This is a genomic window from Phytohabitans houttuyneae (assembly GCF_011764425.1).
GTDB classification, from domain to species: Bacteria; Actinomycetota; Actinomycetes; order Mycobacteriales; family Micromonosporaceae; genus Phytohabitans; species Phytohabitans houttuyneae.
This window is the reverse complement of sequence record NZ_BLPF01000003.1, coordinates 1,079,692-1,104,100: the sequence shown is the minus strand read 5'-3', so window position 1 is coordinate 1,104,100 and position 24,409 is coordinate 1,079,692. Positions and strand designations below refer to the sequence as shown.

21 protein-coding genes are annotated in these 24,409 nt (G+C 72.9%); 8 read left to right on the top strand and 13 right to left on the bottom strand.

The genetic code is table 11. The features are described from left to right. Positions 1-47: 47 nt before the first annotated feature. Positions 48-1,088, top strand: a complete 1,041-nt coding sequence (locus tag Phou_RS39915) for a hypothetical protein (RefSeq protein ID WP_173067507.1) — start codon at positions 48-50, stop codon at positions 1,086-1,088. Between the two features lie 233 nt (positions 1,089-1,321). On the opposite strand, the gene Phou_RS39910 is transcribed toward Phou_RS39915, so the two are convergent. Next, on the bottom strand, positions 1,322-2,128 hold the full coding sequence (locus Phou_RS39910; protein ID WP_173067504.1) for a hypothetical protein: 807 nt from the start codon (positions 2,126-2,128) through the stop codon (positions 1,322-1,324). A 24-nt stretch (positions 2,129-2,152) separates the two neighbouring features. Further along, a complete protein-coding gene (locus tag Phou_RS39905) occupies positions 2,153-2,992 on the bottom strand; it encodes a M55 family metallopeptidase (protein WP_173067501.1) in 840 nt (279 codons plus the stop codon). 158 nt (positions 2,993-3,150) lie between these two features. Here Phou_RS39905 and Phou_RS39900 point away from each other — a divergent pair, with 158 nt between their 5' ends. Next, positions 3,151-3,660: a DUF2231 domain-containing protein gene (locus tag Phou_RS39900; protein ID WP_173067498.1), complete on the top strand. Its 510-nt coding sequence runs from the start codon at positions 3,151-3,153 to the stop codon at positions 3,658-3,660. 54 nt (positions 3,661-3,714) lie between these two features. Here the strand turns inward: Phou_RS39900 and Phou_RS39895 are convergent, their stop codons facing one another. Then, the gene (locus Phou_RS39895; protein ID WP_173067495.1) at positions 3,715-4,659 is read right to left on the bottom strand and encodes an AraC family transcriptional regulator; all 945 of its coding nucleotides are present in this window, start codon (positions 4,657-4,659) and stop codon (positions 3,715-3,717) included. A gap of 44 nt (positions 4,660-4,703) precedes the next feature. Here Phou_RS39895 and Phou_RS39890 point away from each other — a divergent pair, with 44 nt between their 5' ends. Next, positions 4,704-5,558, top strand: coding sequence for a Rossmann-fold NAD(P)-binding domain-containing protein (locus tag Phou_RS39890; protein ID WP_371872253.1), 855 nt, complete (start codon positions 4,704-4,706; stop codon positions 5,556-5,558). 42 nt (positions 5,559-5,600) lie between these two features. Here the strand turns inward: Phou_RS39890 and Phou_RS39885 are convergent, their stop codons facing one another. Next, positions 5,601-6,212: a dihydrofolate reductase family protein gene (locus Phou_RS39885; protein ID WP_173067488.1), complete on the bottom strand. Its 612-nt coding sequence runs from the start codon at positions 6,210-6,212 to the stop codon at positions 5,601-5,603. Further along, positions 6,212-6,997: an ArsR/SmtB family transcription factor gene (locus Phou_RS39880; RefSeq protein ID WP_173067485.1), complete on the bottom strand. Its 786-nt coding sequence runs from the start codon at positions 6,995-6,997 to the stop codon at positions 6,212-6,214. The genes Phou_RS39885 and Phou_RS39880 overlap by 1 nt, the downstream gene beginning before the upstream one ends. A gap of 256 nt (positions 6,998-7,253) precedes the next feature. Here Phou_RS39880 and Phou_RS39875 point away from each other — a divergent pair, with 256 nt between their 5' ends. After that, positions 7,254-10,547, top strand: a complete 3,294-nt coding sequence (locus Phou_RS39875; protein WP_173069013.1) for a glycosyl hydrolase family 95 catalytic domain-containing protein — start codon at positions 7,254-7,256, stop codon at positions 10,545-10,547. Positions 10,548-10,815: 268 nt separating this feature from the next. Here Phou_RS39875 and Phou_RS39870 read toward each other — a convergent pair whose 3' ends face one another. Next, on the bottom strand, positions 10,816-11,490 hold the full coding sequence (locus tag Phou_RS39870; RefSeq protein WP_173067482.1) for a response regulator: 675 nt from the start codon (positions 11,488-11,490) through the stop codon (positions 10,816-10,818). Beyond that, complete coding sequence (locus tag Phou_RS39865; RefSeq protein WP_173067479.1) at positions 11,487-12,626, bottom strand: sensor histidine kinase; 1,140 nt, start codon at positions 12,624-12,626, stop codon at positions 11,487-11,489. Before Phou_RS39865 ends, Phou_RS39870 begins: the two co-directional genes overlap by 4 nt. Before the next feature lie 203 nt (positions 12,627-12,829). On the opposite strand from Phou_RS39865, the gene Phou_RS39860 reads away from it, so the two are divergent. Beyond that, on the top strand, positions 12,830-13,447 hold the full coding sequence (locus Phou_RS39860) for a hypothetical protein (RefSeq protein WP_178135005.1): 618 nt from the start codon (positions 12,830-12,832) through the stop codon (positions 13,445-13,447). Here Phou_RS39860 and Phou_RS39855 read toward each other — a convergent pair. Continuing rightward, positions 13,437-14,414: an RNA polymerase subunit sigma-70 gene (locus Phou_RS39855; protein ID WP_173067476.1), complete on the bottom strand. Its 978-nt coding sequence runs from the start codon at positions 14,412-14,414 to the stop codon at positions 13,437-13,439. The two genes, Phou_RS39860 and Phou_RS39855, sit on opposite strands and share 11 nt — an antisense overlap. Positions 14,415-14,486: 72 nt before the next feature. Here Phou_RS39855 and Phou_RS39850 point away from each other — a divergent pair, with 72 nt between their 5' ends. Then, complete coding sequence (locus tag Phou_RS39850) at positions 14,487-16,025, top strand: MFS transporter (RefSeq protein WP_173067474.1); 1,539 nt, start codon at positions 14,487-14,489, stop codon at positions 16,023-16,025. 422 nt (positions 16,026-16,447) lie between these two features. Here Phou_RS39850 and Phou_RS39845 read toward each other — a convergent pair whose 3' ends face one another. The 3 genes from Phou_RS39845 to Phou_RS39835 all read right to left on the bottom strand — a co-directional run bounded on the left by Phou_RS39845 (position 16,448) and on the right by Phou_RS39835 (position 20,028). Further along, entirely contained in the window at positions 16,448-18,061 is a 1,614-nt protein-coding gene (locus Phou_RS39845) for an amidohydrolase (protein WP_173067472.1), read from the bottom strand. Between the two features lie 79 nt (positions 18,062-18,140). Then, entirely contained in the window at positions 18,141-19,364 is a 1,224-nt protein-coding gene (locus Phou_RS39840; RefSeq protein WP_218579499.1) for a ferredoxin reductase family protein, read from the bottom strand. 67 nt (positions 19,365-19,431) lie between these two features. Further along, positions 19,432-20,028: a TetR/AcrR family transcriptional regulator gene (locus Phou_RS39835; protein ID WP_173067469.1), complete on the bottom strand. Its 597-nt coding sequence runs from the start codon at positions 20,026-20,028 to the stop codon at positions 19,432-19,434. Between the two features lie 38 nt (positions 20,029-20,066). Between Phou_RS39835 and Phou_RS39830 the strand changes: the two genes are divergently transcribed. Together Phou_RS39830 and Phou_RS39825 are read left to right on the top strand one after the other, a co-directional pair. Next, the gene (locus Phou_RS39830; RefSeq protein ID WP_218579498.1) at positions 20,067-21,332 is read left to right on the top strand and encodes an NAD(P)/FAD-dependent oxidoreductase; all 1,266 of its coding nucleotides are present in this window, start codon (positions 20,067-20,069) and stop codon (positions 21,330-21,332) included. A gap of 122 nt (positions 21,333-21,454) precedes the next feature. Then, positions 21,455-22,966: a GMC oxidoreductase gene (locus Phou_RS39825; protein WP_371872252.1), complete on the top strand. Its 1,512-nt coding sequence runs from the start codon at positions 21,455-21,457 to the stop codon at positions 22,964-22,966. A 49-nt stretch (positions 22,967-23,015) separates the two neighbouring features. Here Phou_RS39825 and Phou_RS39820 read toward each other — a convergent pair whose 3' ends face one another. Together Phou_RS39820 and Phou_RS39815 are read right to left on the bottom strand one after the other, a co-directional pair. Further along, complete coding sequence (locus Phou_RS39820; RefSeq protein WP_173067463.1) at positions 23,016-23,483, bottom strand: hypothetical protein; 468 nt, start codon at positions 23,481-23,483, stop codon at positions 23,016-23,018. 41 nt (positions 23,484-23,524) lie between these two features. Next, the gene (locus tag Phou_RS39815) at positions 23,525-24,178 is read right to left on the bottom strand and encodes a RhiA family protein (RefSeq protein WP_173067460.1); all 654 of its coding nucleotides are present in this window, start codon (positions 24,176-24,178) and stop codon (positions 23,525-23,527) included. Positions 24,179-24,409: the final 231 nt, after the last annotated feature.

Genomic DNA, 24,409 nt, shown 5'->3' with positions numbered 1-24,409 from the left:
GCGAAGATTCCTCACAATCGATCCCATCCGGATTGTGGGGAGGAACCATGTTCACCAGGTCCACAGTGGCTGCCGCCGCCACCGCGGCGCTCGCGGCCGTGGGGCTCGCGGTGCCGTCGCCGGCCGCCGCCGCACCGAGCCGCGCGCAGCTCGCCCTACGCTGGGCGCCCATCCACCACCAGGACGTGGACGCGACCGGCACGCACGCGCTCGGCGGCCGCGCCGACTACATCACCCGCGTCGACTTCGACGGCGACCTCAACGGCCGCAACAACTGGGACAACGCCGGCCAGTCGGGCGCGTCGCTGGCCGCGCACGCCTACTACTCGGTCGCCGAGACGAGCAGCCACTGGTACATCACGTACCTCTTCTTCCATCCCCGCGACTGGGTCGACCACCCGTTCTTCGAGACCGAGCACGAAAACGACGGGGAGGGCATCATGCTCGCCGTCGAGCGGGACGGCTCGGAGTACGGCGTGCTGCGCGGCGCGGTGTCGGTCGCGCACACGAACTTCTACTCGTTCACGCCGGCCGGCAGCAGCTGGACCTCCGGGCGGGAGAGCGTCGACGGCACCCTCACCTTCGCCGCCTCGCCGCACGACTCCTTCTCCCACCCGGTGACCGCGCAGGAGCCGCAGGGGCACGGCCTCAAGGCACACCCGCAGTACGCGATCAACGGCGACGGCGTCATCTACTACCCGTCCACGGTCGCCGAGACGCCGAGCAGCGGCAACGACCGCGACGTGCGGTACCAGCTCGTCGACATCTTCGCCGCCGGCGGCCTGTGGGCGGAACGCAACAACACGGGCCTGTTCGCCAACCTCGGCACGTTCGCCGGCGACACGTCGGGCGGCTGCGGCACGGGGACGTTCGGCTGCGGCACCAACTCGGCCAACGCACCGTGGGGCTGGGACGACGGAGACGACCTGCCCGGCCGTGGCGAGATCGCGACCAACCCGGCCAAGCTCTCCGCCGAGTACTTCGCGATCCCCGGTGGCGTCTCCCGCACGTACACGTACAACCCGTACAGCGGCGCGGCCGCCGCCCTGGAAGCGGCGGCGAAGACCGCGCCGCGCGTCGTCGACTGACGGGGCTCGCGCAGTGCGGCCGGGCGCCGGTGGTGCGTCCGGCCGCAATGCTTCGCCCGGCCTGCCGCGTGCCTTCCGGGCCGGCGTGCCTTCCGGGCCGGCGTGCCTTCCGGGCCGGCGTGCCTTGCGCCTTTCGGGCTGCTTCTGACCAGGCGGCGCTCGCCTGTTCGGGCTGCTCCTGGCCAGGCGACGCGGTCTGCCGGGGCGGCCGGCCGGGGTCGGGGCGCGGGCGGTCAGCGGCGGAAGGTGGCCCAGGCGGCGATGCCGAGGGCGGCGAGGGCGGCGCCGAGCTTGACCGCGCCGGGGACGGGCAGCGCGTGTGCGGTGAGGCCGACGGAGGCGGCGGCCAGGACTGCCGGAACCGCCGCCCAGACCGCCCGCGACGGCGCGCGCCGGCCGCGGACGACCAGCGCAATCACCACGGTCAGCACGAGCAGTCCCACGGAGGCCAGCGCGAAGCTGCTGCCGGCGCCGCCCGGCGCGGACGCCTCGGCCGCGGCGTCTCCCCGGAAGAGGGCGGCGTAGCCGACCCCCAGGAGGGCCGCGGACACGCCGACCACGGCCGCCCAGCGCACCCATGCCGCGCGCCGGCCCCGGTACGGCACCGGCGCACCGGACGGCGCGACCCATCCGTGGGTGGCGCCCGGGTCGCTGGGACGCCCCATGCCGGACGGTGCGCCCGGCGGCTCGCCACCGGTCCAGGGACGGGGCCGCTGCGGCAGGGCCCACGGCGGCTCGGGTGGAGCGGCCGGCGCCGGTCCCGGCACGGCCGGCGGCTCCGCGGGTGGTGAGCCGGCGGACGGCTCCTGGTCGGCCCGCGGCGGCGCGACCGGCGACGGAGAGGGTGCGAGCGGCGGCGGGAGCGCGGCCGTCTCCATCGGCAGGTGCGGCGCGGGCGCCGGTGGCGGCATCCCGCTCTCGCCGCGGCCGGCCCGCTGCAGCCGCGCCTCCCGGAGGGCCAGCGCCGACACCGCGAGGCTGGCGATCCCGGTCACCACCTGGATCACGTCGGTCGTGGACGGCACCCCGACAGTGTCCACTGCCCACCGTCCGGACGCGACAGGTCAGCCGGGTTTGACCTGGGCGAGCTGGACCAGGAGCTGCACCAGCCGGTACGCCTCCGTCACGTCAGCCGCGGTGAAGGCGACCGTCCGGCCGCCGGCGGCGCGCTCCACGCCGGGCACGAGCGTGGCCAGATCCACTGTGTACGGTCCATACAGGTCGACCTCCAGCCGCACCGGACCGGGCAGCACCAGCGCGGGCACCCGCTCGCGGCGGCCGACCGCCTCGGCGGCACCCGCGCGCAGCCGTTCGCGGGCCTCGTCCGGGTGCAGCGTCTCGGCGGCGGCTTGGCCGAGCGCCCGCTTGACCGGCACGGTCAGCGCATCGGGCACCAGCTCGGCCAGCTCGGCGCAGGCGGCGTCGTCGCCGCTGAGCAGCACCACCGGGGCGCCCACGGCGCCGGCCAGTACCGCGTTGAGGCCGATCTCGCCCATCGGCCGGCCGTCGAGCCGCACGTCGAGCAGCGCGTCGCTGCTGGTGTGGGCGAGCACCGCGGGACCGGTGCCGGCGCGCGCGTGGTACCCCACGAACAGCACCGCGTCGCCCGCCTCGTGGAGACCGGCCATCATGCCCAGCGGGCGCGGCTTGCCGCGCACCAGCCGCACCCGGCGGTCGAGGCGCTCGGGCAGCAGGTTGCGGAACGGGCCGTGCGCGTCCGCCACCACCACCGCCGCACCGGGTTCGGCGTCGAACACGCCGGCGACCGCGGCGTTGACCTCCGCGGTCATCAGCTCCCGGCCGCGCTCGTAGTCGTACCCGCCGGGGTTGGTCTCGGTCGTGTGCACGATCCCGGAGACGCCCTCCAGATCGGCGGAGATGAGCACCCTCGGTGACCCGGACATCCCCCAACCCTAGGTGTGGGCGCCTCGTCAGGCGTGTCACGGGCCGATGGACCGATTCTTCCAGCTTGATCACTATCTTGTTGAGGGTTGAACCAACAGCGCCGGCCGCACGTGGTTTCCGTACGCTAACGCCCAGCTCACGACCGAGGAGGCACCCGTTGTTCGAGGAGTTCCTGGGGATTCCCGCCCATCCCCTGCTGATCCATGCGGCGGTGGTGTTCGTGCCACTGCTCGCGCTGACGACGGTGGCGTACGCGCTCGTGCCGTTCCTGCGCCCGCACATCCGCCTCGTGCTCGCCGGTCTCGCGGTCCTCGGCCCGGGCGCGGCGATCATGGCGCGCCTGTCCGGCGACGCCTTCTTCGAGCGGATGCGTGAGCGCGGCCGGGTGACGGACGGCTTCATCCCGGTCATCGAGCGGCACCAGGGCTACGGGGAGAACACGATGTGGGCGGCGATCGCCCTCGGCGTGGTGACGCTCGCGCTCGTGTTCTTCATCGCGCCGAGCGGCGCCGCGCTGCGCTACGCGGGCACCGCGGGCGGTACGGGCGGCACCCGGGCGATCACGCTGGCGCTGACCGTCGTGTCGCTCGTCGCGGCCGCCATCGCGCTCTACTACGTCATCCGCACCGGCGACTCGGGGTCCAAGGCGGTGTGGGAAGGGCAGTGACTGACCGGCCGCTCAGGCACGGCTCTCCTGAGTGGCCGGTCACTGTGCGGCGGCTCAGCTCGCGACGGGCTGGGCCGCCGCCCGGTACTCCTGCGGGCTCACCCCGCGCACCCGCTTGAAGGCCGCGCTCAGCGCGAACGGGCTCCCGTACCCCACCTGGCGGGCCACCGCGCCGAGCGTCGCGTCCGGCTCGCGGAGCAGGTCGGCGGCGAGCGCGAGCCGCCACGAGGTGAGGTACGCCATCGGCGGCTCGCCGACCAGGTCGGTGAAGCGGCGGGCCAGCGCCGCCCGCGACACGCCGAGCCGCCCGGCGAGCCCGGCGACCGTCCACGGGTGCTCCGGATGGTTGTGCAGCATGCGCAGCGCCCGCCCGACGACCGGGTCGGCCTGCGCGCGAAACCACCCCGGCGTCGACTCGGCCCGCGCGAACCAGGCCCTCAGCACCGCGATCAGGAGCAGGTCGAGCAGGCGGTCCAGGACCGCGGACTGGCCCTGGTCGTCCTTGGTGATCTCGGTGGCGAGCAGCGGCACGAGCGGGCTGTCCCACTCCTCGCCGGTCAGCACGAGCACCGGCGGGAGCGCGCGCAGCAGCCGGTCGCTGATCTCGCCGGCGCTCTGGTAGGTGCCGACGAGCATCACCGAGGCACCGTCGTCGGAGTTGCCCCACGTGCGCACGCCGCGGTCCATCGCCACGCTCAGGTCCTCGCCGTACAGCGTCGTGCACCGCTCGTCCGGGTGGATGATGACCTGCGGCGGCGTGGCGGGGTCGTCGGCCACCGTGTACGGCTCCGGCCCGCGCGCCACCACGATGTCGCCGGCCCGCACCTCGACCGGCGCGGCTCCCTCGGCCATGAGCCAGGCGCTGCCCCGCGCGACGGCGATCACGGCCAGCGCGGCCCGGTCCTGCACGCGGACCGACCACGGCGGGTCGAGCACCACGCGGAGCAGGAAGGCGCCGCGGGCGCGGGGGCCGTCGAGCAGGCCGGCGAGCGCGTCCACCCGCCCAGGTTAGACGATCGCGTATGCCGGCGCGCTCGTCGCCCATGGTCCACGGCGGGGCCCGCGAGTGGAATAAACGCATGACTTACCTGCTGATTGGCGGTACCGGCAAGACCGGCCGCCGGGTCAACGACCGTCTCACCGCCCGCGGCCTCCCGGTGCGCGTCGGCTCCCGCTCGGGGCAGCCGCCGTTCGACTGGAACGCCGACCCCGACACCTGGCTCCCGCTCTTCGAGGGGGTCACCGCCGCCTACGTCACCTACTACCCCGACCTCGCGTTCCCCGGCGCGGCGGAGTCGATCCGGGCCTTCGTGGAGCGGGCCACCGCCGCCGGCGTCAAGCGCTTCGTCCTGCTTTCCGGCCGCGGCGAGGAGGAGGCCGAGGTCAGCGAGATGGGGGTACGGGAGGTCGCTCCGGAGTGGACGGTGGTCCGCGCGACCTGGTTCGCCCAGGACTTCAACGAGCACTTCCTGCTCCCGCCCGTGCTGGCCGGTGAGATCGCGCTGCCCACGGACGTGCCGGAGCCGTTCGTCGACCTGGAGGACGTGGCGGACGTGGTGGTCGCGGCGCTCACCGAGGACGGCCACCACGGCCGGGTGTACGAGCTGACCGGGCCGCGGCTTGTCACGTTCGCCGAGGCGGCGGCGGAGATCTCGGCCGCCTCGGGGCGCCCGGTGCGCTTCGAGAGCGTCACGCCGGCCGAGTGCACGGCGCGGATGGTCGCCGGCGGCGTGCCGGTCGAGGAGGCGGAGGCGCTGACCGACCTGTTCGCCCGGATCCTGGACGGCCGCAACGCGCACGTGACCGACGACGTGAAGCGGGTGACCGGTCACGAGGCCCGCGACTTCCGCGACTTCGTCCGGGCCGCGGCGGCGACCGGGGTGTGGAGCGTGAGCTGACCCGCGGTGGAAGGAGGCGCGGCCACGGGGGCCGCGCCTCTCCTACGCTCCGTACGTCCCGTAGCGGGGTGCGCCGGCCGACTCGAAGACCTGGATGACCAGGCCGCCGGGCGTCGTCTCGTTGCGCACCACGCGCAGGCCCGCCGGTGCGCCGCCGGGCGGAAACAGGCGGCGGCCCTGCCCCAGCACGACCGGGGCGACCACCAGCCGGAACTCGTCGACAAGCCCGGCCGCCAGCAGCGACTGGGCGAGCGTGGCGCTGCCGTGGACCTGAATCTCCCGCCCCGGCCGGCTCTTGAGCTCGGCGACCTCGGTGGCCAGGTCGCCGGCGAGGATCGTGCTCGGCTCCCACGGCGCGGTGGTCAGCGTCCGCGAGGCGACGAACTTGGGCAGGCCGTTGAGCTTCGCCGCGAACGGGTCGTCCGGGTCGGTCACCTTCGGCCAGTCGCGGGCGAAGTTCTCATAGGTACGCCGGCCGAACAGGAAGGCGTCGGCCCCGGCGATCCAGCCGGCGGCCACGGAGAGGAACGCCTCGTCCATGTGCGGCACGAGCCAGCCGCCCTGGGTGAACCCGCCGTCACGGTCCTCGTCGGGCGAGCCCGGTCCCTGCGCGACACCGTCCAGCGACAGGAACTCGGTGACCACGAGCCGCATCACCGCACCTCCAGCGCCTCGCCGGTCTCCAGCAGCGTCTTGAGGCTGGACATGATCGGCGGCCAGCCCTCGGAGACACCGCCGAGCACCACGCTGCCGGGGTCGAAGCCGTCGTGCGTCACGGTGAGCCTGACCAGGTCACCGACGGGCTCGATGTCGAACGTGACCTTCGAGCGGCGCTCCGCCGACGCCTTCCGGAGAAACTCGTGGTCGTCGCCGAACGCCGCCACGAACTCCGGCGTGATGGTGTGCCACGAGTAGCTCAGCGTGCGCGGCGGCTCCGCGGCGAGCACCACCGAACCGCCGTCGGCGATGGCCAGCTTGTCCAGGTCCCAGATAACCGGGCTGCCCACCTGCCAGTCGGACTTGAGCTCGATGCCCCAGTAACGCTTCGTGAAGGCGGGGTCGGTGAGCGCGGTCCAGGTCCGCTCCGGTGTGGACTTGATGTACGTGATGTAGACGAACTTGTCGTCCATCGTCTGCTCCTCCAAGGCGTGCTTGAGATCGGTGAGGGCGTCGGCGCGCGCCCTGTCGTACCGCGTCATCCACCGGTCGGCGATGGCGTTTATCGGCTCGGAGTTGAGAAAGTGCAGCTTTTCGCGCCCCCGTCGCCGCGTGCTGACCAGGTTCGCCGCCTCAAGCACCGCGAGGTGCTTGCTCACGGACTGCCGCGCCATCGCCAGGCCCGCGCAGAGCTCCTGCAGGGTCTGGCCGTTGCGCTCGTTGAGCCGGTCGAGCAGCCGGCGGCGGCTCGGGTCGGCAAGCGCCTTGAAAACGTCGTCCATCGTCGCCATCCGTTAGGCAGCCATCTGGCTGCATTTGACAATAGGCAGCCGCCTGGCTGCATGTCAACCGCATCCCCGGTCGCACTGATACATCGGAGGTATCGCGATCAGCTCTTGTTTCGTGTCGATGTCGTCCGTAAGGTCACCGACGAAACATCGGATGACAGGAGTTGTCTCATGTCCGTCCTTCCCCACCATCGGCTGCGGCGCCTGCTGGCCACCGGCGTCGCCGCCACCCTCGTGACGGTCGCCCCGCCTGGGGCGGCTCACCCCCACCTCGGCCGCACCGGCCGGTCCCACCGCGGCCGGCGACCCGCTCACCCTGTGGTACGACGAGCCCGCCACCAACTGGGAGACCCAGGCGCTGCCCATCGGAAACGGTGCGCTGGGCGGCATGGTCTTCGGCGGCGTGGCCACCGAGACGGTCCAGTTCAACGAGAAGACACTGTGGACCGGTGGCCCCGGTTCCGCGCAGGGATACAACTTCGGCAACTGGACCTCGCCCCGCCCCGGCGCGATCGAGCAGGTGCAGCGCGACCTCGACGCGCGGCTGCGCATCCCGCCGCAGGAGGTGGCCAACCGGCTCGGGCAGCCCAAGAGCGGCTTCGGGTCGTACAACACGTTCGGCGACCTGACACTCCGCCTGCCCGCCGACCCGGGTGCCGTGCAGGAGTACCGCCGTGAGCTCGACATCGCCAACGCGGTCGCCCGCGTGACGTACGTGTCCGGCGGTGTCCGCTACACGCGCGAGTACTTCGCCAGCAACCCGGGCGGCGTGCTCGTCGTGCGGGTCAGCGCCGACCAGCCGGGCAAGGTCGGCTTCACCGCCGCCGTGACCGCGCCCAACAACCGGTCGAAGACCACGACCGCCACGGGCGGGCGGATCACGTTCGCCGGCGCGCTCAACGACAACAAGCTCACGTTCGAGAGCCAGATCCAGGTACGCAACGAGGGCGGATCGCGCGCCGACAACGCCGACGGCACCGTCACGGTGAGCGGCGCGGACGCGGCCGTGGTGATCCTGGGCGCGGGTACCGACTACGCCGACCGGTACCCGTCCTACCGCGGAGCCGACCCGCACGCCGCCGTCACCGCCAAGGTCGACGGCGCCGCCGCCACGCCGTACGAGGATCTGCTCGCCGCGCACCGCGCCGACCACCGCGCGCTGTTCGACCGGGTCTCGCTCGACATCGGGCAGTCGATGCCCGGCATACCCACCGACGAGCTGCTGAAATCCTATGTGGACGGCACGAGCGCTGCCGACAAGGCGCTGGAGGCGCTCTTCTTCCAGTACGGGCGCTACCTGCTCATCGCCTCGTCCCGGGACGGCTCGCTGCCGGCCAACCTGCAGGGCGTGTGGAACAACTCGACGAACCCGCCGTGGGACGCCGACTACCACGTCAACATCAACCTGCAGATGAACTACTGGCCGGCCGAGACCACCAACCTGTCGGAGACGACCGCGCCGCTCTTCGACTACGTGGACGCGATGGTGCCGCCGGGCCGCCACACCGCGCAGTACATGTACGGCAACCGCGGCTGGGTCGTCAACAACGAGACCAACCCGTACGGCTTCACCGGCCTGCACAACTATCCACAGTCGTTCTGGTTTCCCGAGGCGGGCGCGTGGCTCGCGCTGCACTACTGGGAGCACTACCAGTTCACCAAGGACACGGCGTTCCTGCGTGAGCGCGGGTACCCGCTGATGAAGGAGCTCGCCGAGTTCTGGCTGGACGAGCTCGTGGTCGACCCGCGCGACGGCAAGCTGGTGGTTTCGCCGAGCTTCTCCCCCGAGAACGGCGAGTTCACCGCGGGCGCCTCGATGTCGCAGCAGATCGTGTGGAGCCTGTTCACCAACCTGCTCGAGGCCGGCAAGGTGCTCGGCGGCGACGGGCCGTTCCGCAACACCGTCAAGGCCGCGCTCGCCCAGCTCGACCCCGGCACGCGGATCGGCTCGTGGGGTCAGCTGCAGGAGTGGAAGGGCGACTGGGACAGCCCGACCGACCAGCACCGGCACGTCTCGCATCTGTTCGCCCTGCACCCGGGCAGCCAGATCGCCCCGCTGACCGACCCGGAGTACGCGGCGGCGGCGAAGGTCTCGCTGACCGCGCGCGGCGACGGCGGCACCGGCTGGAGCAAGGCCTGGAAGATCAATTTCTGGTCCCGGCTGCTGGATGGCGACCACGCCCACAAGATGCTGAGCGAGCAGCTCCGGTTCAGCACGCTGTCCAACTTGTGGGACACGCACCCGCCTTTCCAGATCGACGGCAACTTCGGCGCCACCGCCGGTGTCGCGGAGATGCTGCTGCAGAGCCACACCGGCGACGTACACGTGCTGCCGGCCCTGCCCGGCTCGTGGCCGGACGGCTCGGTCAAGGGCCTGCGGGCACGCGGCGACCTCACCGTGGACACGCGGTGGGCCAGCGGCGCGGCGCAGGAGATCGCGGTGACCGCCGGCACCACCGGCGACGTGGCGCTGCGCAGCACGCTCTTCGCCGGCCCGTACCGGCTGGTCGACACCACGACCGGCCGGCGGGTGCTGGCGGAGGGGAACGGCGAGCGGATCACGTTCACCGCCCGCAAGGGTCACCGGTACGTCGCCACCGCCGACGTGAGCGTGGCCGTCGCGGCTCCGTCCACTCTGGAGGTCGGCGACACCGCGACGGTGGACGCGACGGTGCGCGCCGCCGCCAACGTCGCGCCGTCGAGCCTGCGGCTGGCCGTGCCGGAGGGCTGGACCGTGCGGCCGGGCACCGTGCAGGTGCCGCGCCTGCGGGCCGGCGACTCGCAGGTGTACCGGTTTACGGTCACCGTCACGGACGCCGCGACGCCGGGCGACGCGCGGCTGACCGCCCGGCTCGTCGGCCCCGACTGGCGGGCCGCCGGCCACGCGACGGTACGGCTGCCCGTGCCGCCGCCGTGCCCGGTCCCCGACCCGGGGGGCGCGCTGGTGGCGTGGGACCCGGCGAGCGGCGACACGGTGGACGACGCGTCGTCGTACGGCCGGGACGCCACCGTCCAGGGTGGAGCCGCGTACACGACGGGCGGCCCGACGCCGAGCGCGCTGGTGCTCGACGGCAACCGCTTCCTGCGTACCGCGCCGACGACGCTGGGGTACCTGCCGAAGGCCACGTTCGCGGCCGAGGTGAAGGTGACGACGAGCGGCAGCTACCGCCGCCTGTTCGACTCCCAGCCGAGCGGCGACCCGGGCACCGACGGGGTGCTGATCGACCTGACCCCGTCCAACCAGGTGCGCTTCATCGGCGCCGGCCAGGGTGTCACGACCAGCGCGGTCGTGCCGGAGGGCCGGTACGTCAACGTGGTCGTCACCCTCGACGAGGGCGACCTGACCGTCTACCTCGACGGCCAGGTGGCGGCGACCGCGCAGGTGGGTCCGGCCATCTTCGGGTGCAACAACCGCGAGCTGCGGTTCGCGGCGGACCAGGGCGGCGGCCAGCGGCTGACCGGCGAGGTGGACCGGATGGCCATCTTCGGATCGGCACTGTCCGGAGCTGATGTGGGCAGGTGGCAGGCGCTCGCGTTCGGCTGAGCGTCCAGTGTGGAACGGCCGTGGTGGGCTCGCCTCGCCACGGCCGTTCGCCGTCGTGGGTGGTGTTTGCCGCTCTTTGCTGGCGTGGTGGTTGCGGCCGTTTGCCGTCGCAGTCGTTGCGGCCCTCGGCCGACGCGGACGTTGCGGCCCTCGGCCGTCGCGGTCGTTGCGGCCGTCGGCCGACGCGGTCGTTGCGGCCGTCGTGGTGGCCTGGCGGCGCGGCCGTTCGGCGTCGTGAGGGCGGCGGGCCTGGTCGTGTGCGGTGGGCTCAGGGGTCGGGCAGCAGGCCGTGGTCGTGGGCGTAGACGGCGGCCTGGGTGCGGTCGCGCAGGCCGAGCCGGCCGAGGATCCGCGAGATGTGGTTTTTGACCGTGCCCTCACTCAGGAAGAGGCGGCCGGCGATCTCCCGGTTGGTCGAGCCGGTCGCGACGAGGCGCAGGATGTCTATCTCGCGGGCGGTGAGCACCTCGTCCGGCCGGGGCGCGGGCGGCGGCGCGACCGGGCGGGCGCCGCCACGGGCCAGGGCGGCGGCGAGGCTGGCGGTGACCGACGAGTCGAGCTGCGCGACGCCCGCGTTGGCCAGCCGCACCGCCTGGGCGAGGTCGGCCGCGGGCAGGTCCTTGAGCAGGTAGCCGCTCGCGCCGGCGCGCAGTGCCTGCAGCACGTACTCCTCGTCGTCGAACGTGGTCAGCATGATGACCCGGACCTCCGGCGCGCGCCGGTGCAGGATCGCCGCCGCCTCCACGCCGTCCATCTCGGGCATCCGCACGTCCATCAGCACCACGTGGGGCGCCAGCTCGACGGCCGCGTTGACGGCGGACTTGCCGTCGGCGGCGGTGCCGACGACCGCGATGCCGGGCTGGATGCCGAGCAGCGACGCGATGCCCTCGCGCACCAGCTGCTGGTCGTCGACGACGAGCACCCGCACGTCGCCGCCGCTCACGCGCTGCTCCAGGCGGGCGCGTGCGGGATCGTCACGGTGACGACGGTACCGGCGCCGGGTCCACTGTCGACTCTCACCTCGCCGCCGACCAGCTCGACCCGCTCGCGCATGCCGAGCAGGCCGAAGCCCTCGCCCGGCGCCGCGAACCCGCGCCCGTCGTCCGCCACGACAAGCCGCGCGCCGGCGTCGTCGAACGCCGCCGAGACAGTCACCGAGCTGGCACCGGCGTGGCGGCGCGCGTTGGTCAGCCCTTCCTGAGCGGCGCGGTAGAGCGCGGTGAGCGCCGCCGCGTCGTACCGGTCCGGCTCCCCCGTGACCGTGACGGTCACCGCCGGCTCCCCCGCGTCGCGGGCCAGGGCGCCCAGCGCGTCGCGGAGCGAGAACGGCTCCTTCTGCTCGCGCAGGGCGTGCACCGAGCGGCGCACGTCGGCCAGGGCGTCCCGCGCCGACCCCCGCGCGTCCTCGACGGCCCGCGCGGCGAGGGCGGGGTCGCGGTCGGCGAACGCGGTCGCCTTCTCCAGCTGGATCGCGATCGCGGTCAGGTGGTGGCCGAGGCTGTCGTGGATGTCGCGGGCGACCCGGTTGCGCTCCATCGCGGCGGAGAGCTCGGCGACCCGGTCGAGCGTGGCCGCGAGGCGCGTGCGGGCGTCCCGCTCGGCGCTCGCGACCGCGGCCATGCAGACCGCGAGCACCAGCCCGATGGTGAACATGAGAAGGTCCGAGACGTACTCGGCGTCGCGCGGCCAGTCCGGTGTGGACACGGTGAAACCGGTGACGATGAGGGCGAGGCAGGCGGCGGCGAGGGCGATGCTCGTGGCGCGGCCGAAGGCGAAGTACGCGACGAACGGCACGAGCACGAACAGCGCCCGCGACGTGCCCGACCCGTCCAGCAGCGCGGCCGCGGCGAAGAGCCCGACCCGCACGGCGAGCAGTCCGGCGGCTGTGGCCCGGCTCGGCGGCCGCCGCCACTCGACCGCCTCCACCGCGAAGAGAAGCGCGAACACGAGCGCGAAGCCGGTGAGGTCGCCCAGCCGCACCTGCCCGCCGCCGATCAGCGACCAGTAGACGCCGCCGGCGAGCACCGCGCCGTAGACCACGGCCACCGCCCACGGGACGGGCCGCCGGGGACGGTCCATCCGGTACTCCTTCCGTCACCCCTGCCCAGCAGGCTACGTCCGCGCATCCGCGTCCGGACCACCCGCGACCGCATTGTGGCCGTTCCACACGTGCCATCCGGCCAACTACCGCCCGCACACGCTCTGGCCACGTGGCACTTACTTCCCGTGGTCGTCCACACCTACGGTCGCCGCAAACACGTACCGGAAGGAAGGTGCTCGCGATGTCCACAACCTGGCTTCTGCGGTTCGGGGCCGCCTGTGGAGTGGTCCTCGGCCTGTCCACAGCCGTGCCCGGCCTCATCGAGGCGTTCACCGGCGAGACCGCGGCGACGAGCTTCGTCATCGGCCTCGGCGCGGCGTTCGGCGCGCCCGCGTTGACCGCCCTCTACCTGCGGCAACGTACCGAGTCGGGCCGCTTCGGCGCGGTCGCGTACGCGGTGAACCTGATCGGCCTCGGCCTCTTCGCCGGCGTCGCGTTCGCCCTCAACCTTGTGCTGTTCTACGTCGACGAGGCGGTCGCCGACGAGGTGCTGGCCGGTCCGACGCGGTTCGCGGTGCTCGGCAGCGCGCTTGTCTTCGTTACAGGCACTGTCCTGTTCGCCGTCTCGATGGTGCGGACCCGCGTCCTGCCGGTGCTGCCGGCGGCCGGGTACGGCCTCGCGTTCACGCTGCTCGCCCTGCTCGCGCCGCTGCCGGACTCCCCGCTGACCAGCGCGGTGCACGTGCTGGCCGGCGGGTCGCTGATCTGGCTGAGCGTGGCGTTGCGGGCACCGGTGCCCATCCCGACGCTGGTCGGCCCGGCGGCGAGGGCGGGAGCGGCGCCGCCGGTCAGGGGGTGAAGGGCGGGACCAGGGCCGGGTCGAGGAAGACGTACAGCGCCGCGATCCAGCCCTCGTGCCACTCCAGCACGTGCAGGGCGCCGGGTGCGCCGGTCGGGTCGTACATGGCCACGGCTGACACCCCGTTGGCCCCGGTGACGACCCCGTGCGTGTACCGGCACCGCACCTCGCCCCGGCGCAGGAAGTCGCCGAACACGTCACGGCCGCGCAGCCAGAACGCGTACGGCGGCATCGACACGACGGCGTCCTGCCGGAGCATTGCCACGATGCCGTCGACGTCGAAGCGCACGAAGGCGTCGACGTACCGGGCGAGGAGCGCGGGGTCGACGGCCTCACCGCCCAGTGGTGCGGTGTCGCCGCCGCGTGCCTGTGCGAGTGCCGCGCGGGCCCGGCGCAGGGTGCTGTTCACCGCGTCGACGCTGGTGTCCAAAAGGGACGCCACCTCGGCGGCCCGCCAGCACAGCACGTCGCGGAGGATCAGCACCGCCCGCTGGCGGGGCAGCAGCACCTGGAGCGCGGCGACGAACGCGAGGCGGATCCACTCGTTGGACACCGCCCGCTCCAGCGGGTCGTCGCCGCCCACGAGCTGGGTGGGTATCGGCCGTACCCACGTCGAGTCGGCGAGCGCGGGGCCGAGGGCGTCCCGCGCGTCGCCGGCCGCGGTGAGGTCCATCGGCAGCGCGCGGCCACGCCGGTCGCCCAGCGCGTCGAGGCAGACGTTGGTGGCGATCTTGTACAGCCAGGCGCGCAGCCCGGCCCGCCCGTCGAGCCGGGCCAGCCCTCGCCAAGCCCGGATCATCGTCTCCTGCACCGCGTCCTCGGCCTCGTGGTGGGAGCCGAGCATGCGGTAGCAGTACGCGAGCAGGGGCCGCCGGAAGTCCTCCAGGTCGGCGGCGACGACGTCACGCGCCGTGACGGCATCTTCTTGCGCCGTGACGGCGTCGGGCGCCGTTTTCAGGATGGCCATACCTGTAGAGACCCCGATCAGGTCGAAAACTCGTCGCGACGATTTTGACGGCTGCCTCAAGTTCTAGCCGGCATGGTCAAACACGCACCGCCGCCGCTCCGCGCGGGGATCATCCTCGCGCTCGTGTGCGGCGCCCAGTTCATGGTCACGCTCGACATCGCCATCGTGAACGTCGCCCTTCCCTCCGTGCAGGCCGACCTCGGCCTCGCCCAGGACGACCTGCAGTGGGTCGTCATCACGTACGGCCTCGTCCTCGGCGGCCTGCTGCTGCTCGGCGGGCGGGCCGCCGACCTGCTCGGCCGCCGCCGGGTGCTGCTGTCCGGTCTCGGCATCTTCACGGTGGCCTCACTGTGCGCCGGCGTGTCCGGTTCGTTCTGGCAGCTCGTCGCCTCCCGCGCCGGCCAAGGGCTGGGCGCCGCGCTGACCGCGCCGGCCGCGCTAGCGATCCTGGCCGCCACGTTCGCCGAGGGGCCGGCACGCAACCGGGCGCTCGGCGCGCTCGGCGCGGTAGGCGGCAGCGCGGCCTCGGCCGGCGTGGTGCTCAGCGGCCTGCTGACCGCCGGCCCCGGCTGGGAGTGGATCTTCTACCTGAACGTGCCGGTCGGCGTCCTGATGGTCGCGCTGATCGTGCGCTACATCCCCGCGGACCGGCCGGCGAAATCCACAGGCGGCCGGAGGCAGGCGGACGTGCCGGGCGCGGTGGCCGTCACGGCCGGGCTCATGGCGATCGTCTACGCGATCAACAAGGGCGTCGACCGCGGCTGGACCTCGCGCACGACGCTCGGCTTCCTGGCGGCCGGCCTCGCCCTGCTCGCGCTCTTCCTGCTCATCGAACGCCGCGCGCGGCAGCCGCTCGTGCCGCTGTCGATGTTCCGCCGCCGCACGCTCAACGGAGCCAACCTCGTCGCCGTGCTGGTCTTCGCCTCCTTCTTCGCGACGATCTTCCAGGCGTCGCTGTTCATGCAGCAGGTCCTCGGGTACTCCGCCCTGCGCACCGGCTTCGCCTACCTCGCGATCGCCACGACCGCCGTCGTGGTCGCCGCCGGACCGTCGTCCCGGCTGATCGCCCGGCTGGGCCCGGGCTGGGCACTCGCCGTCGGGCAGGCCTGCTCCGCGGCGGGCCTGCTCTGGCTGGCTCGGGTACCGGTCGACGCCGGCTACTGGAGCGGCCTGTTCGCCGGGTTCCTGCTGACCGGCGCGGGTGTGGGGCTGTCCGGCGTCGCGGTGCAGGTGGTCGCGTTCACCGGCATCCCGCGGGAGGTGAGCGGCCTCGCCGGCGGCATGGTCGAGACGGCGCGGGAGATCGGCGGCGCCCTGGGGACGGCGGTGGTCGCATCCGTCGCGATCTCGGTAGCGGACGGCGCCAGCCCGGCGAACCTCACCGACGGCTTCCACGGCGGCTCGTATGTTGCGGCAGCCCTCAACATCGCCGCACTACTCGCCGCCATCGTCCTGCTCCGCCACCCGACCCCCGCCCCCACCGCCGCGGTCCCGGCCCCGCCCGCCGCGGCCTCGCCCGCCGCGGCCTCGCCCGCCGCCGCCTCGCCCGCCGCCGCTGCGGCACCGGCCGGGGCCGTGGTCCCGCCCGCGGCGGACCTCCCTCACGGTTGATCAGGGAGTTGGTGGGCGTGCCTGTCGGCGTGTCCACCCACGAAGTCCCTGATCAACGGCTGGACGCCCGGGCTGGAGACTCCGAGCGGTAACGGCTGGTCGGTCGCCGGCGCCGGCTCGCTCCTCGGGCCGGCGGCGCGCCAGCCCCACCGCGGTCGGTGACGACACCACGGACGGTGACGACAGCACGAACGGTGACGACAGCACGAACGGTGACGACAGCACGAACGGTGACGACAGCATGAACGGTGACGACGCCGCAGACCGTGACGACGACTGCAGACGGGCGGCCGGCGACCCCACGGGGCCGCCGGCCGCCCGCGTAATCGTCACCCCAGCCACGCGCCGGTCGCGGTCTCCAGCACAGTCGGCCTCACCTCGGAGGCCCAGCGGGCGACCGGCCCTGCCCAGCCAGACGGCCGTCAGTGGACCTGCTGGCCGTCCACGTAGGTGTGCACGACACGCGCCCGGTCGATCTCCTCAACCGGGCCCGCGAACGGGTCGCGGTCGAGCACCACCAGGTCCGCCGCGAGCCCGACCTCCAGGGCGCCGCACACCCGTTCGTGGTGGTTGACCCACGCGCTGCCGGCCGTGTAGGCGGTCAGGGCCGTGGACAGGTCCAGCGCCTGCTCCGGCAGGAACGGCGCGCCGGACTCGCCCGCGGCCACCCGCGTGACGGCCACCTTCACGCCCCACAGCGGGTCGGGGCTGCTGACCGGCCAGTCGCTGCCGGCCGCGAGGTGTGCGCCGGCGCGGTGGAGGTCGCCGAACGGGTACTGCCGCGTGGCCAGACCTTCCCCGAGGAACGGGATCGTGAACTCGTCCATCTGCGGCTCGTGGCAGGCCCACAGCGGCTGCATGTTGGCAGTCGCCCCAAGTTGTGCGAAGCGGGGGACGTCGGCGGCCTGTACGACCTGGAGATGGGCGAGGTGGTGGCGGCCGCCGCCCGGGCCGTTGCGGGTGCGGGCGGCCTCGACCGCATCGAGGGCCTCGCGGACCGCGCGGTCGCCGAGCGCGTGGAAGTGCACCTGGAAGCCCTCGGCGTCGAGGCGGGTCACGTACTCGCGCAGGTCGGCAGGGTCCACGAAGGACAGTCCGGCGTTGGCGGTGTCGTGGCCGTGCGCGTCGCGGTAGGGGCGGGTCATGGCGGCGGTGAAGTTCTCCGCGACGCCGTCGAGCATGATCTTCACGGCGGGCGTGCCGAAGCGGCGGCCGGTGGTGCGGCGTTCGCGCAGGTCGTCGAGCTGGTCCAGGCCGCGCTCGCGGTCCCACCACAGCGCGCCGGTGACCCGCGCGCGGAGCCGGCCGTCGGCGTCGGCCCGCCGGTACGTGGCGAGCGGGTCGGGCTGGCCGAGGTACGAGCCGACGATCGCGTCCTGCCACCCCGTGACGCCGAGGGAGAACAGGTACCGCTGGGCGAGGTCGAACGCGGTGTCCATGTCTTGTGCGGTGAGCGCGGGCAGCAGCCGCCCGACCAGCAGCGCGGCACCCTCGTGGAGCATGCCCGTGGGCGTACCGTCGGCGTCGCGCTCGATCCGCCCGTCCGGCGGGTCCGGCGTGTGGCGGTCGATGCCGGCCAGGGCCAGCGCGCGGCTGTTGACCCACGCGCCGTGGTAGTCGCGGTTGGGCAGGTACACCGGGCGGTCGGGCACCGCGTCGTCGAGCGGCTCCTTGCGCGGCGTGCCGCCCGGAAACGCCTCCATCGACCATCCCCCGCCGCGTATCCACAGCAGGTCGCGGTGTGCGGCGGCGTAGGCGCGCACCTTTTCCACATACCCCTCGGCGCCGTCCTCCCGGTCGAGTGTGCAGCCGAGCAGCTGGATGCCCGCGTACACCGGGTGCACGTGAGCGTCGGTGAAGCCGGGCAGCAGCAGGCCGCCGGCCAGGTCGACGACGGCCGTGCCCGGGCCGGCGAGGTCGGCCACGCCGGTGCCGACGGCGGCGATGCGGCCGTCGCGGACCGCCACACCGCCCGGCTGGGAGCGGCCGCCCGCGAAGATCGAGCCGCCCACGAAGACGAGGTCGGGCCGGGCCATCAGGCGAGGCTGAACTTTTCGGCGTGCACCTGGCGGCGGGGCACGCCGAGCGCGCGGAGGCTGTGGACGACGGCGTCCGTCATGGCCGGCGGTCCACAGACGAAGACGTCGCGCTGGACGATGTCCGGGATGGCGGCGGCGAGGTTGGCCGGTGCGAAGGGCACGTTGGGCGGGTTGCCCGCGCCGGTGCGGCCGGTGAGCACGTACACGTGGGCGCCGCGCGACTTGGCGAGGGCCTGCAGCTCGGGCAGCAGCACGGCCTCCTCGGGGTGTGCACCCGGTACAGGACGGTGGTCGGCCCGCCCGGCTCCTCCAGCAGCGCGCGGATCGGGGTGATGCCGACGCCGCCGGCGATGAGCAGCGACGCGGGGCGGGTCTGGTGGATGGTGGTGAACGCGCCGTACGGGCCTTCGGCGAACACCCGGCTGCCGACGGTGAGGTTGCGCAGGCCGGCGCTGCCCTTGCCGACCGCCTTGGCGGTGAGCCGCAGGGACCGGCCGTTGGGCGCGGCCGAGAGCGAGAAGGGGTTGCACCGCCACCAGCCGTGCAGGCCGGGAAAACGCCAGATGAAGAACTGACCGGCGCGGGCCGGCAGCTTGTCGAGGTGCCGGCCGGTGATGTGGACGGATACGACGTTGTCCGACTCGGGTATCACGGCCGCGACCCTGAACCTGTGGTAGAGGTTTCGCCAGACCGGCACGACCAGGCGGCCGGTGAGCAGGGTGCCGATCACGAGCGCCCACACCGACCACCAGTAGACGGTGGCCCACGTCGAGTCGAACGTCGTGCCTTCGAGCGCCTGGTGCACGAGGCCGATGCCGAGCGCCACGTAGACGAGCAGGTGGATCGCGTGCCACGCCTCGTAGGGCAGGCGGCGGCGCACGTACTTGAGGGAGACCGAGGCGACCACCAGGATGACGGCGGCCGCGCACATGCCCAGGAGCGAGGCGGTGACGCCGGCCAGGCTGAGGAACGTGTCCCACGGCGGGTCGGACCCCAGGACGGAGTACCCGGCGATGATGAACGTGAAGTGGAGGGTGAGGGTCGCGACAAGGCCGAAGCCGATCCACCGGTGCCACACGGTGAGCCGGTCCATGCCGATGCGCCGGTCCAGCCACGGCATGCGGGCCACCAGCACGAGTTGCAGCATCATGATCGACGCGAGGTGGAGGCCGAAGAACTTGCCGACGGTCAGGACCGAGTTCTTGCCCTGGCCGTAGCGGATGAACAGGTACTCCACCACGAGGAGGTGGACTGCGACGGCTGTCCACAGCGTCGCCCGCGCCACCGTGCCCACAGCCATGGCAATCGCTCCTACATGATCGGTTTCCGGCATTGTCAGTACGAGCATGGCCGCCTGGTGGGGTCAGTCAGGTATCCGACGCGCGCGGACCTCCCTGCGCGGCGAGGACGCTGATGACGTCGCGCAGGTAGGCGCGGCGGCCCTCCGCGGTGTCCGGCAGCACGCCCTCGGTGGAGTGGGCGAGCTGGGCGTGGCCGAGGTACGCGCTGTACGCCAGCAGGGCCCGTGACCGCGCCTCGGCGAGCGGGAAGCCGAGCCGGCTGAAGACGGTGACGATCAGCCCGATGCGCGCGCGGGTGACGCGGTCGATGGCCCGCGCCACGGCCGGCTGCCCGGCGGCGGCCAGCAGCGCGGGGCCGACGCGGTCGCGCTCGGCCGCCTCGATGACGCGCACGATGAGGGTGCGGAGCTGGTCCGCCGGGTCCTCGGTCGCGTTGGCGATCTCGGCGATCACCGCGGTGGTGGTGCGCTCCTCCCACTGGGCCAGCGCCGCCTCCAGCAGCGCGGCGCGGTTGGGAAAGTGCCAGTAGAAGCTCCCCTTGGTGGTGCCCAGGCGCGCGGCGATCGGCTCGACGGCCACCGCGGCCACGCCGCCGTCCGCGATGGCGTCCAGCGCCGCCGCCACCCAGTCCTCCCGCGCCAAGCGCCGCTTTCCCTCGGCCATGTGCATACGCTATCGTACGGTCTACCATACGGCAGCGTATGGTTCGTGTGGACGGTGGGGGACGCATGGGATACGACGTGATCGTGGTCGGTGCGCGGGTCGCGGGCGCCGCGACCGCGCTGCTGCTGGCCCGCCAGGGGCTGCGGGTGCTGGCGGTCGACCGGGCGACATTTCCCAGCGACACCCTCTCCTCGCACCAGATCCAGCCGCCCGGCGTGGCACGGCTCGCCCGGTGGGGGCTGCTCGACCGGCTCGGCGACGCGCCGGCCACGCCGAGGGTGCTCTTCGACTCGCCGGCCGCGGTGCTCGACGGCGCGTTCCCCAGCGGCGGCGCCATCCACAGCCCGCGCCGCACGGTGCTCGACCACGCGCTGGTCCAGGCGGCACGGGAGGCCGGCGCGGAGGTCCGGGAGCGCTGGCGGGTGGAGGAGCTCGTGTGGGAGCGCGGCGCGGTGGCCGGCATCCGCGGAAGTTCAGGCGGGCGTCAACTTCTGACCGAGCGCGCCCCGCTGGTGGTCGGCGCGGACGGAAAGCGGTCGTTCGTCGCGCAGGCGGTGGGGGCCCGGGCGTACCGGCAGCGGGCGCCGCGCTCGTTCGCCAGCTACACGTACTGGGCGGGCCTGCCGGTGACCGCCGGCGAGCTGCACCAGCGCGACGGGCTCGCCGTGGCGGTCTTCCCCACCAACCGCGACCTCACGATGGTGTACATGTCGGCGCCGCTCGCCGGCTTCGACGCGTTCCGCGCGGACGCCGAGACCGGCTACCTCGCGGCGCTCGACCGGTGCGGCGGCGACCTCGGCGCGCGGGTGCGGGCCGCCACCCGGGCCGAGCGGCTGCGCACGACACCCGACCTGCCCAACCACTTCCGGGAGGCGCACGGGCCGGGCTGGTGCCTGGCCGGCGACGCGGGCGTCACGATGGACCCGGTCTCCGCGCAGGGCATCGCCAACGCCCTGCGCGACGCCGAGGGACTCGCCGGGGCCGTCACCGCCGGCCTCGGCGGCACCCGCCCGCTGGATGCCGCCCTCGCCGCCCACCGGCGCGAGCGCGACCGGGCACTCCGACCGATGTACGACTTCACGCTCGGGCTCGCGATGTACCACAGTGGACCGGTCGAGCGGCTCTTCATGCGCGCCCTCGCCGAGCGCGGGGAGCCGGCGGAGGTGGAGCGCATGTTCGGGGCGTTCGCGGGGATGACGCCGGTGGACGAGTTCTTCAGCGCGCGCACCGCCCTGCGCCTCGCCGCCGCGCGGCTGGCGGACGGCGTCAACGCGCGGCTCTGCACCGCGCCTTTGGCACGATGAAAACTGGTATCTTTCAAAAAGGCGGACCGGCCTCCACCGATATGTCCGCGTAAATAAGACAATTACCTCGCGCCTCCATCGCGCAATCGGCAAACGAATGTCGACGAGTGGCCGATCACGGGATGCATTCCGATGAATGCGTAGCTAGCTTCATGGCACTCGCGATCAATATGGAGGCCGTCGTGGCGAAGCGCGCACTTATCATCGGTTCCGGCCCGGTAGGCAGCACTTTCGCCCGACTTCTCGTCACCGCGGGAATCGATGTCACGATGATCGACGCAGGCGGGAGGCGATCCACCGAGGTCGGGCGACATCTGCGCAATGAAACGATCTACCAGCACAACCCGGACACATTTACCAACGTCATCAGAAGTAGTGCGATGCGGATATCCGTTCCGCCGGCCAGAAAATCCGAAGCCGATTCGCACCTCAACCCCGACCAGGATCCGGCTACCAATCTCGGCGCGTCGCGGGTGGCCCGGGCAGTCGGCGGCATGGGCATTTTCTGGGCCTGTGCCACACCTCGGGCAAATCCGGTCGTCGAGCGCATTCCTCACGTCGGTGACGGCGAGCTTTCCCGGCTGTACGACGTGGCGGAAAAACTTCTGCACACGACCACCACGGCATATGAAATGTCGGTACAGGGCCGGGTCGTCACGGAAAGGCTCAACGAGAGCGGGTACGAGGTGCGCCGCCTCCCCCTCGCGGTCGAGCGGCTCAGCGTCGACCCGCCGGTCGTGCACTGGAGTGGCACCGAGATCATCCTCAAGGGCGGCGACCGCCACGCGCCGAGCGTCGCCGACGACCCGCGCTTCACGCTGCTGCCCGAGCACCTCTGCACCGCGCTGCTCCACAGTGGAGGGCAGGTGACCGGCGCGGTGGTGCGCGACCTGTCCACGGGAGCGGAGCGCACGCTCGTCGCCGACACCTACGTGGTGGCGGGCGGTTCGGTGCTCACACCGCAGCTGCTCTGGGCCTCCGGGATCCGCCCGGACGCGCTCGGCCGGTACCTGTGCGAGCAGACGATGGCCACCTGCCAGGTGGCCCTTTCCGACGACCTCGCCCGCCTCCTCGACGACGGGCCCGCCGCGGTCGAGCCGAACCTGTGGATCCCGGTCGCCGAAGGGCGGCCGTGGCACGCCCAGTTGCACCGCGGCATCTTCGGCTACGCGGCGGTGCCCGAGGGCGTCGACCGGCGGACCGTCACCGACCTTGTCTGGTTCAGCACCTGCGACGTGCGGCGGGAAAACGCGGTGACGTTCTCCGAGCGGGTCGCCGACCCGTACGGCCTGCCGCAGCCGACGTTCCACTTCGGACCGAGCGAGGCCGACCGCGCCCGCGCCGAGGACATGGTGAGCGACATGACGAAGGCGGCGACGGCGCTGGGCAAGTTCCTGCCCGGTGCGGAGCCCGCGTTCCTGGAGGCCGGCTTCGCCTTGCACATCACCGGCACCACGCGGATGGGCGCCGGGGCGGAGGACAGCGTCGTCGACCCGTACGCCAAGGTGTGGGGCCTTTCCAACCTCTACCTCGGCGGCGGCAACGTGATCCCGGCGGGCGTCGCCTGCAACACGACGCTCACCAGCATGGCTCTCGCCGTACGCGCCGCCGAGGCCATCGCGGCGGACACGTAGGAGCTCGGGCACCCGGCCGGGGGGCTCCGGGTGCCCGAGCGGAGGGGGGTCAGTTCGCCTGTACCCAATCGGGGTCGCCCGGAGGCGGCGTGAGCAGGCCGACCTCGCCGCGGTGGCCGTAGACGCGGATCCGGTCGTAGCCGAACTCGCGGAACGTCCGCAGCAGGCTCTGGGCGAAGGACGGGGTACCCGCGTCACCGTCGGCGCTCTCGCAGGCCGAGATGTAGACCGCGCCGTGGTAGTCGGTGGGGATGATGTCGCGCAGGTTGGCGAACAGGTCCTCGCCGGTCAGCCACAGCCACGCGTCGTGGTCGCCGATAATCGGCTGCGGCGGCTCCACGCGGTCCGAGTTGAACGCGCCGTGCGCGGTGATGAACAGGTTTTCGTCGGCCTGCAGCGGCGGGATGCGCCACTCGAAGGAGTGGTAGCAGTAGCCGAAGATCGGGCGCTGCGACGCGGCCTGGGCCACGGCGACGTTCCTCAGGTCGTCGTCGTCGGTGCACACAGTGAGCAACATGAAGGGTTTCCTTTCCGTGCCGGTCCGGCTGTGGACAGCGGTCAGTTGTGGCCGACGGACCAGGTGTGGTCGCGGCCGAAGGTGGCGGTGAGGCTGGCGACGCCGTCGTAGTCGAGTTCGGCCGCGTTGCTGACCTCCTCGATCAGCACCTGCCCCTGCTTCATCTGGGTGCCGGCGGCCACGTAGTAGACCGGCTGGGGCGTGAACTCGTGCAGGATGTTGGTCAGCGCGGGCAGCGCGAACGCCGGCGCGCCGGACATGCCGATGCCCACCGCGGCGAGCTGGTTCGGCACCGACTTGTCGACGTTGATGTAGAGGGTTCCGCTGGCGTGTGCGGGCACCCCGCCAGGTCCTTTGACGAACTCGTAGTAGTCGTTGTCCGCGTGGTAGATGAAGTTGGTCCAGCTGCCCGCCTGGCCCGCGGTGGCGTAGCCGGACTTGAACGGGTCGGCCGGAAACGTCTGGCCGGCGGAGTAGACGACGCCGGGGATGAGGGCGCCGGTCTGGGACCAGCTGAAGCTGTAGTCGAGGCTCCAGGTGAACGTGGCGACGCTGTTGGGCGCCGTGTACTTGCGGAACCAGGCCAGCGACCGCAGGTGCGGGTTCGTGAGCTGGCCGGCCGGGTTCTTCTGGAACATGAAGATGTCCCAGGGCTCGCTGGAGTTGTTCATGACGGTGAGCTGGTACTGCGTCACGGTGCTGCTCCTGCCTCTTGGCGTTTCGCGGACCCGGTCGGGTGCCGCGGAGCAAGACCACCAGCGGGCCCGCCTCGGCGGCGCCGTCGCGTGGCGACCGGCACGTGGTGCGACCGTCTGCGCGCGCGGCTGCGCGGCGGCACGGCACCGTCCCGGGGCCGTCACGGTGGCGTCACCGCACGCCGGGGCGCGGCGGGTACCCGTCACGGCGCCGTCACCACGGCGTCACCG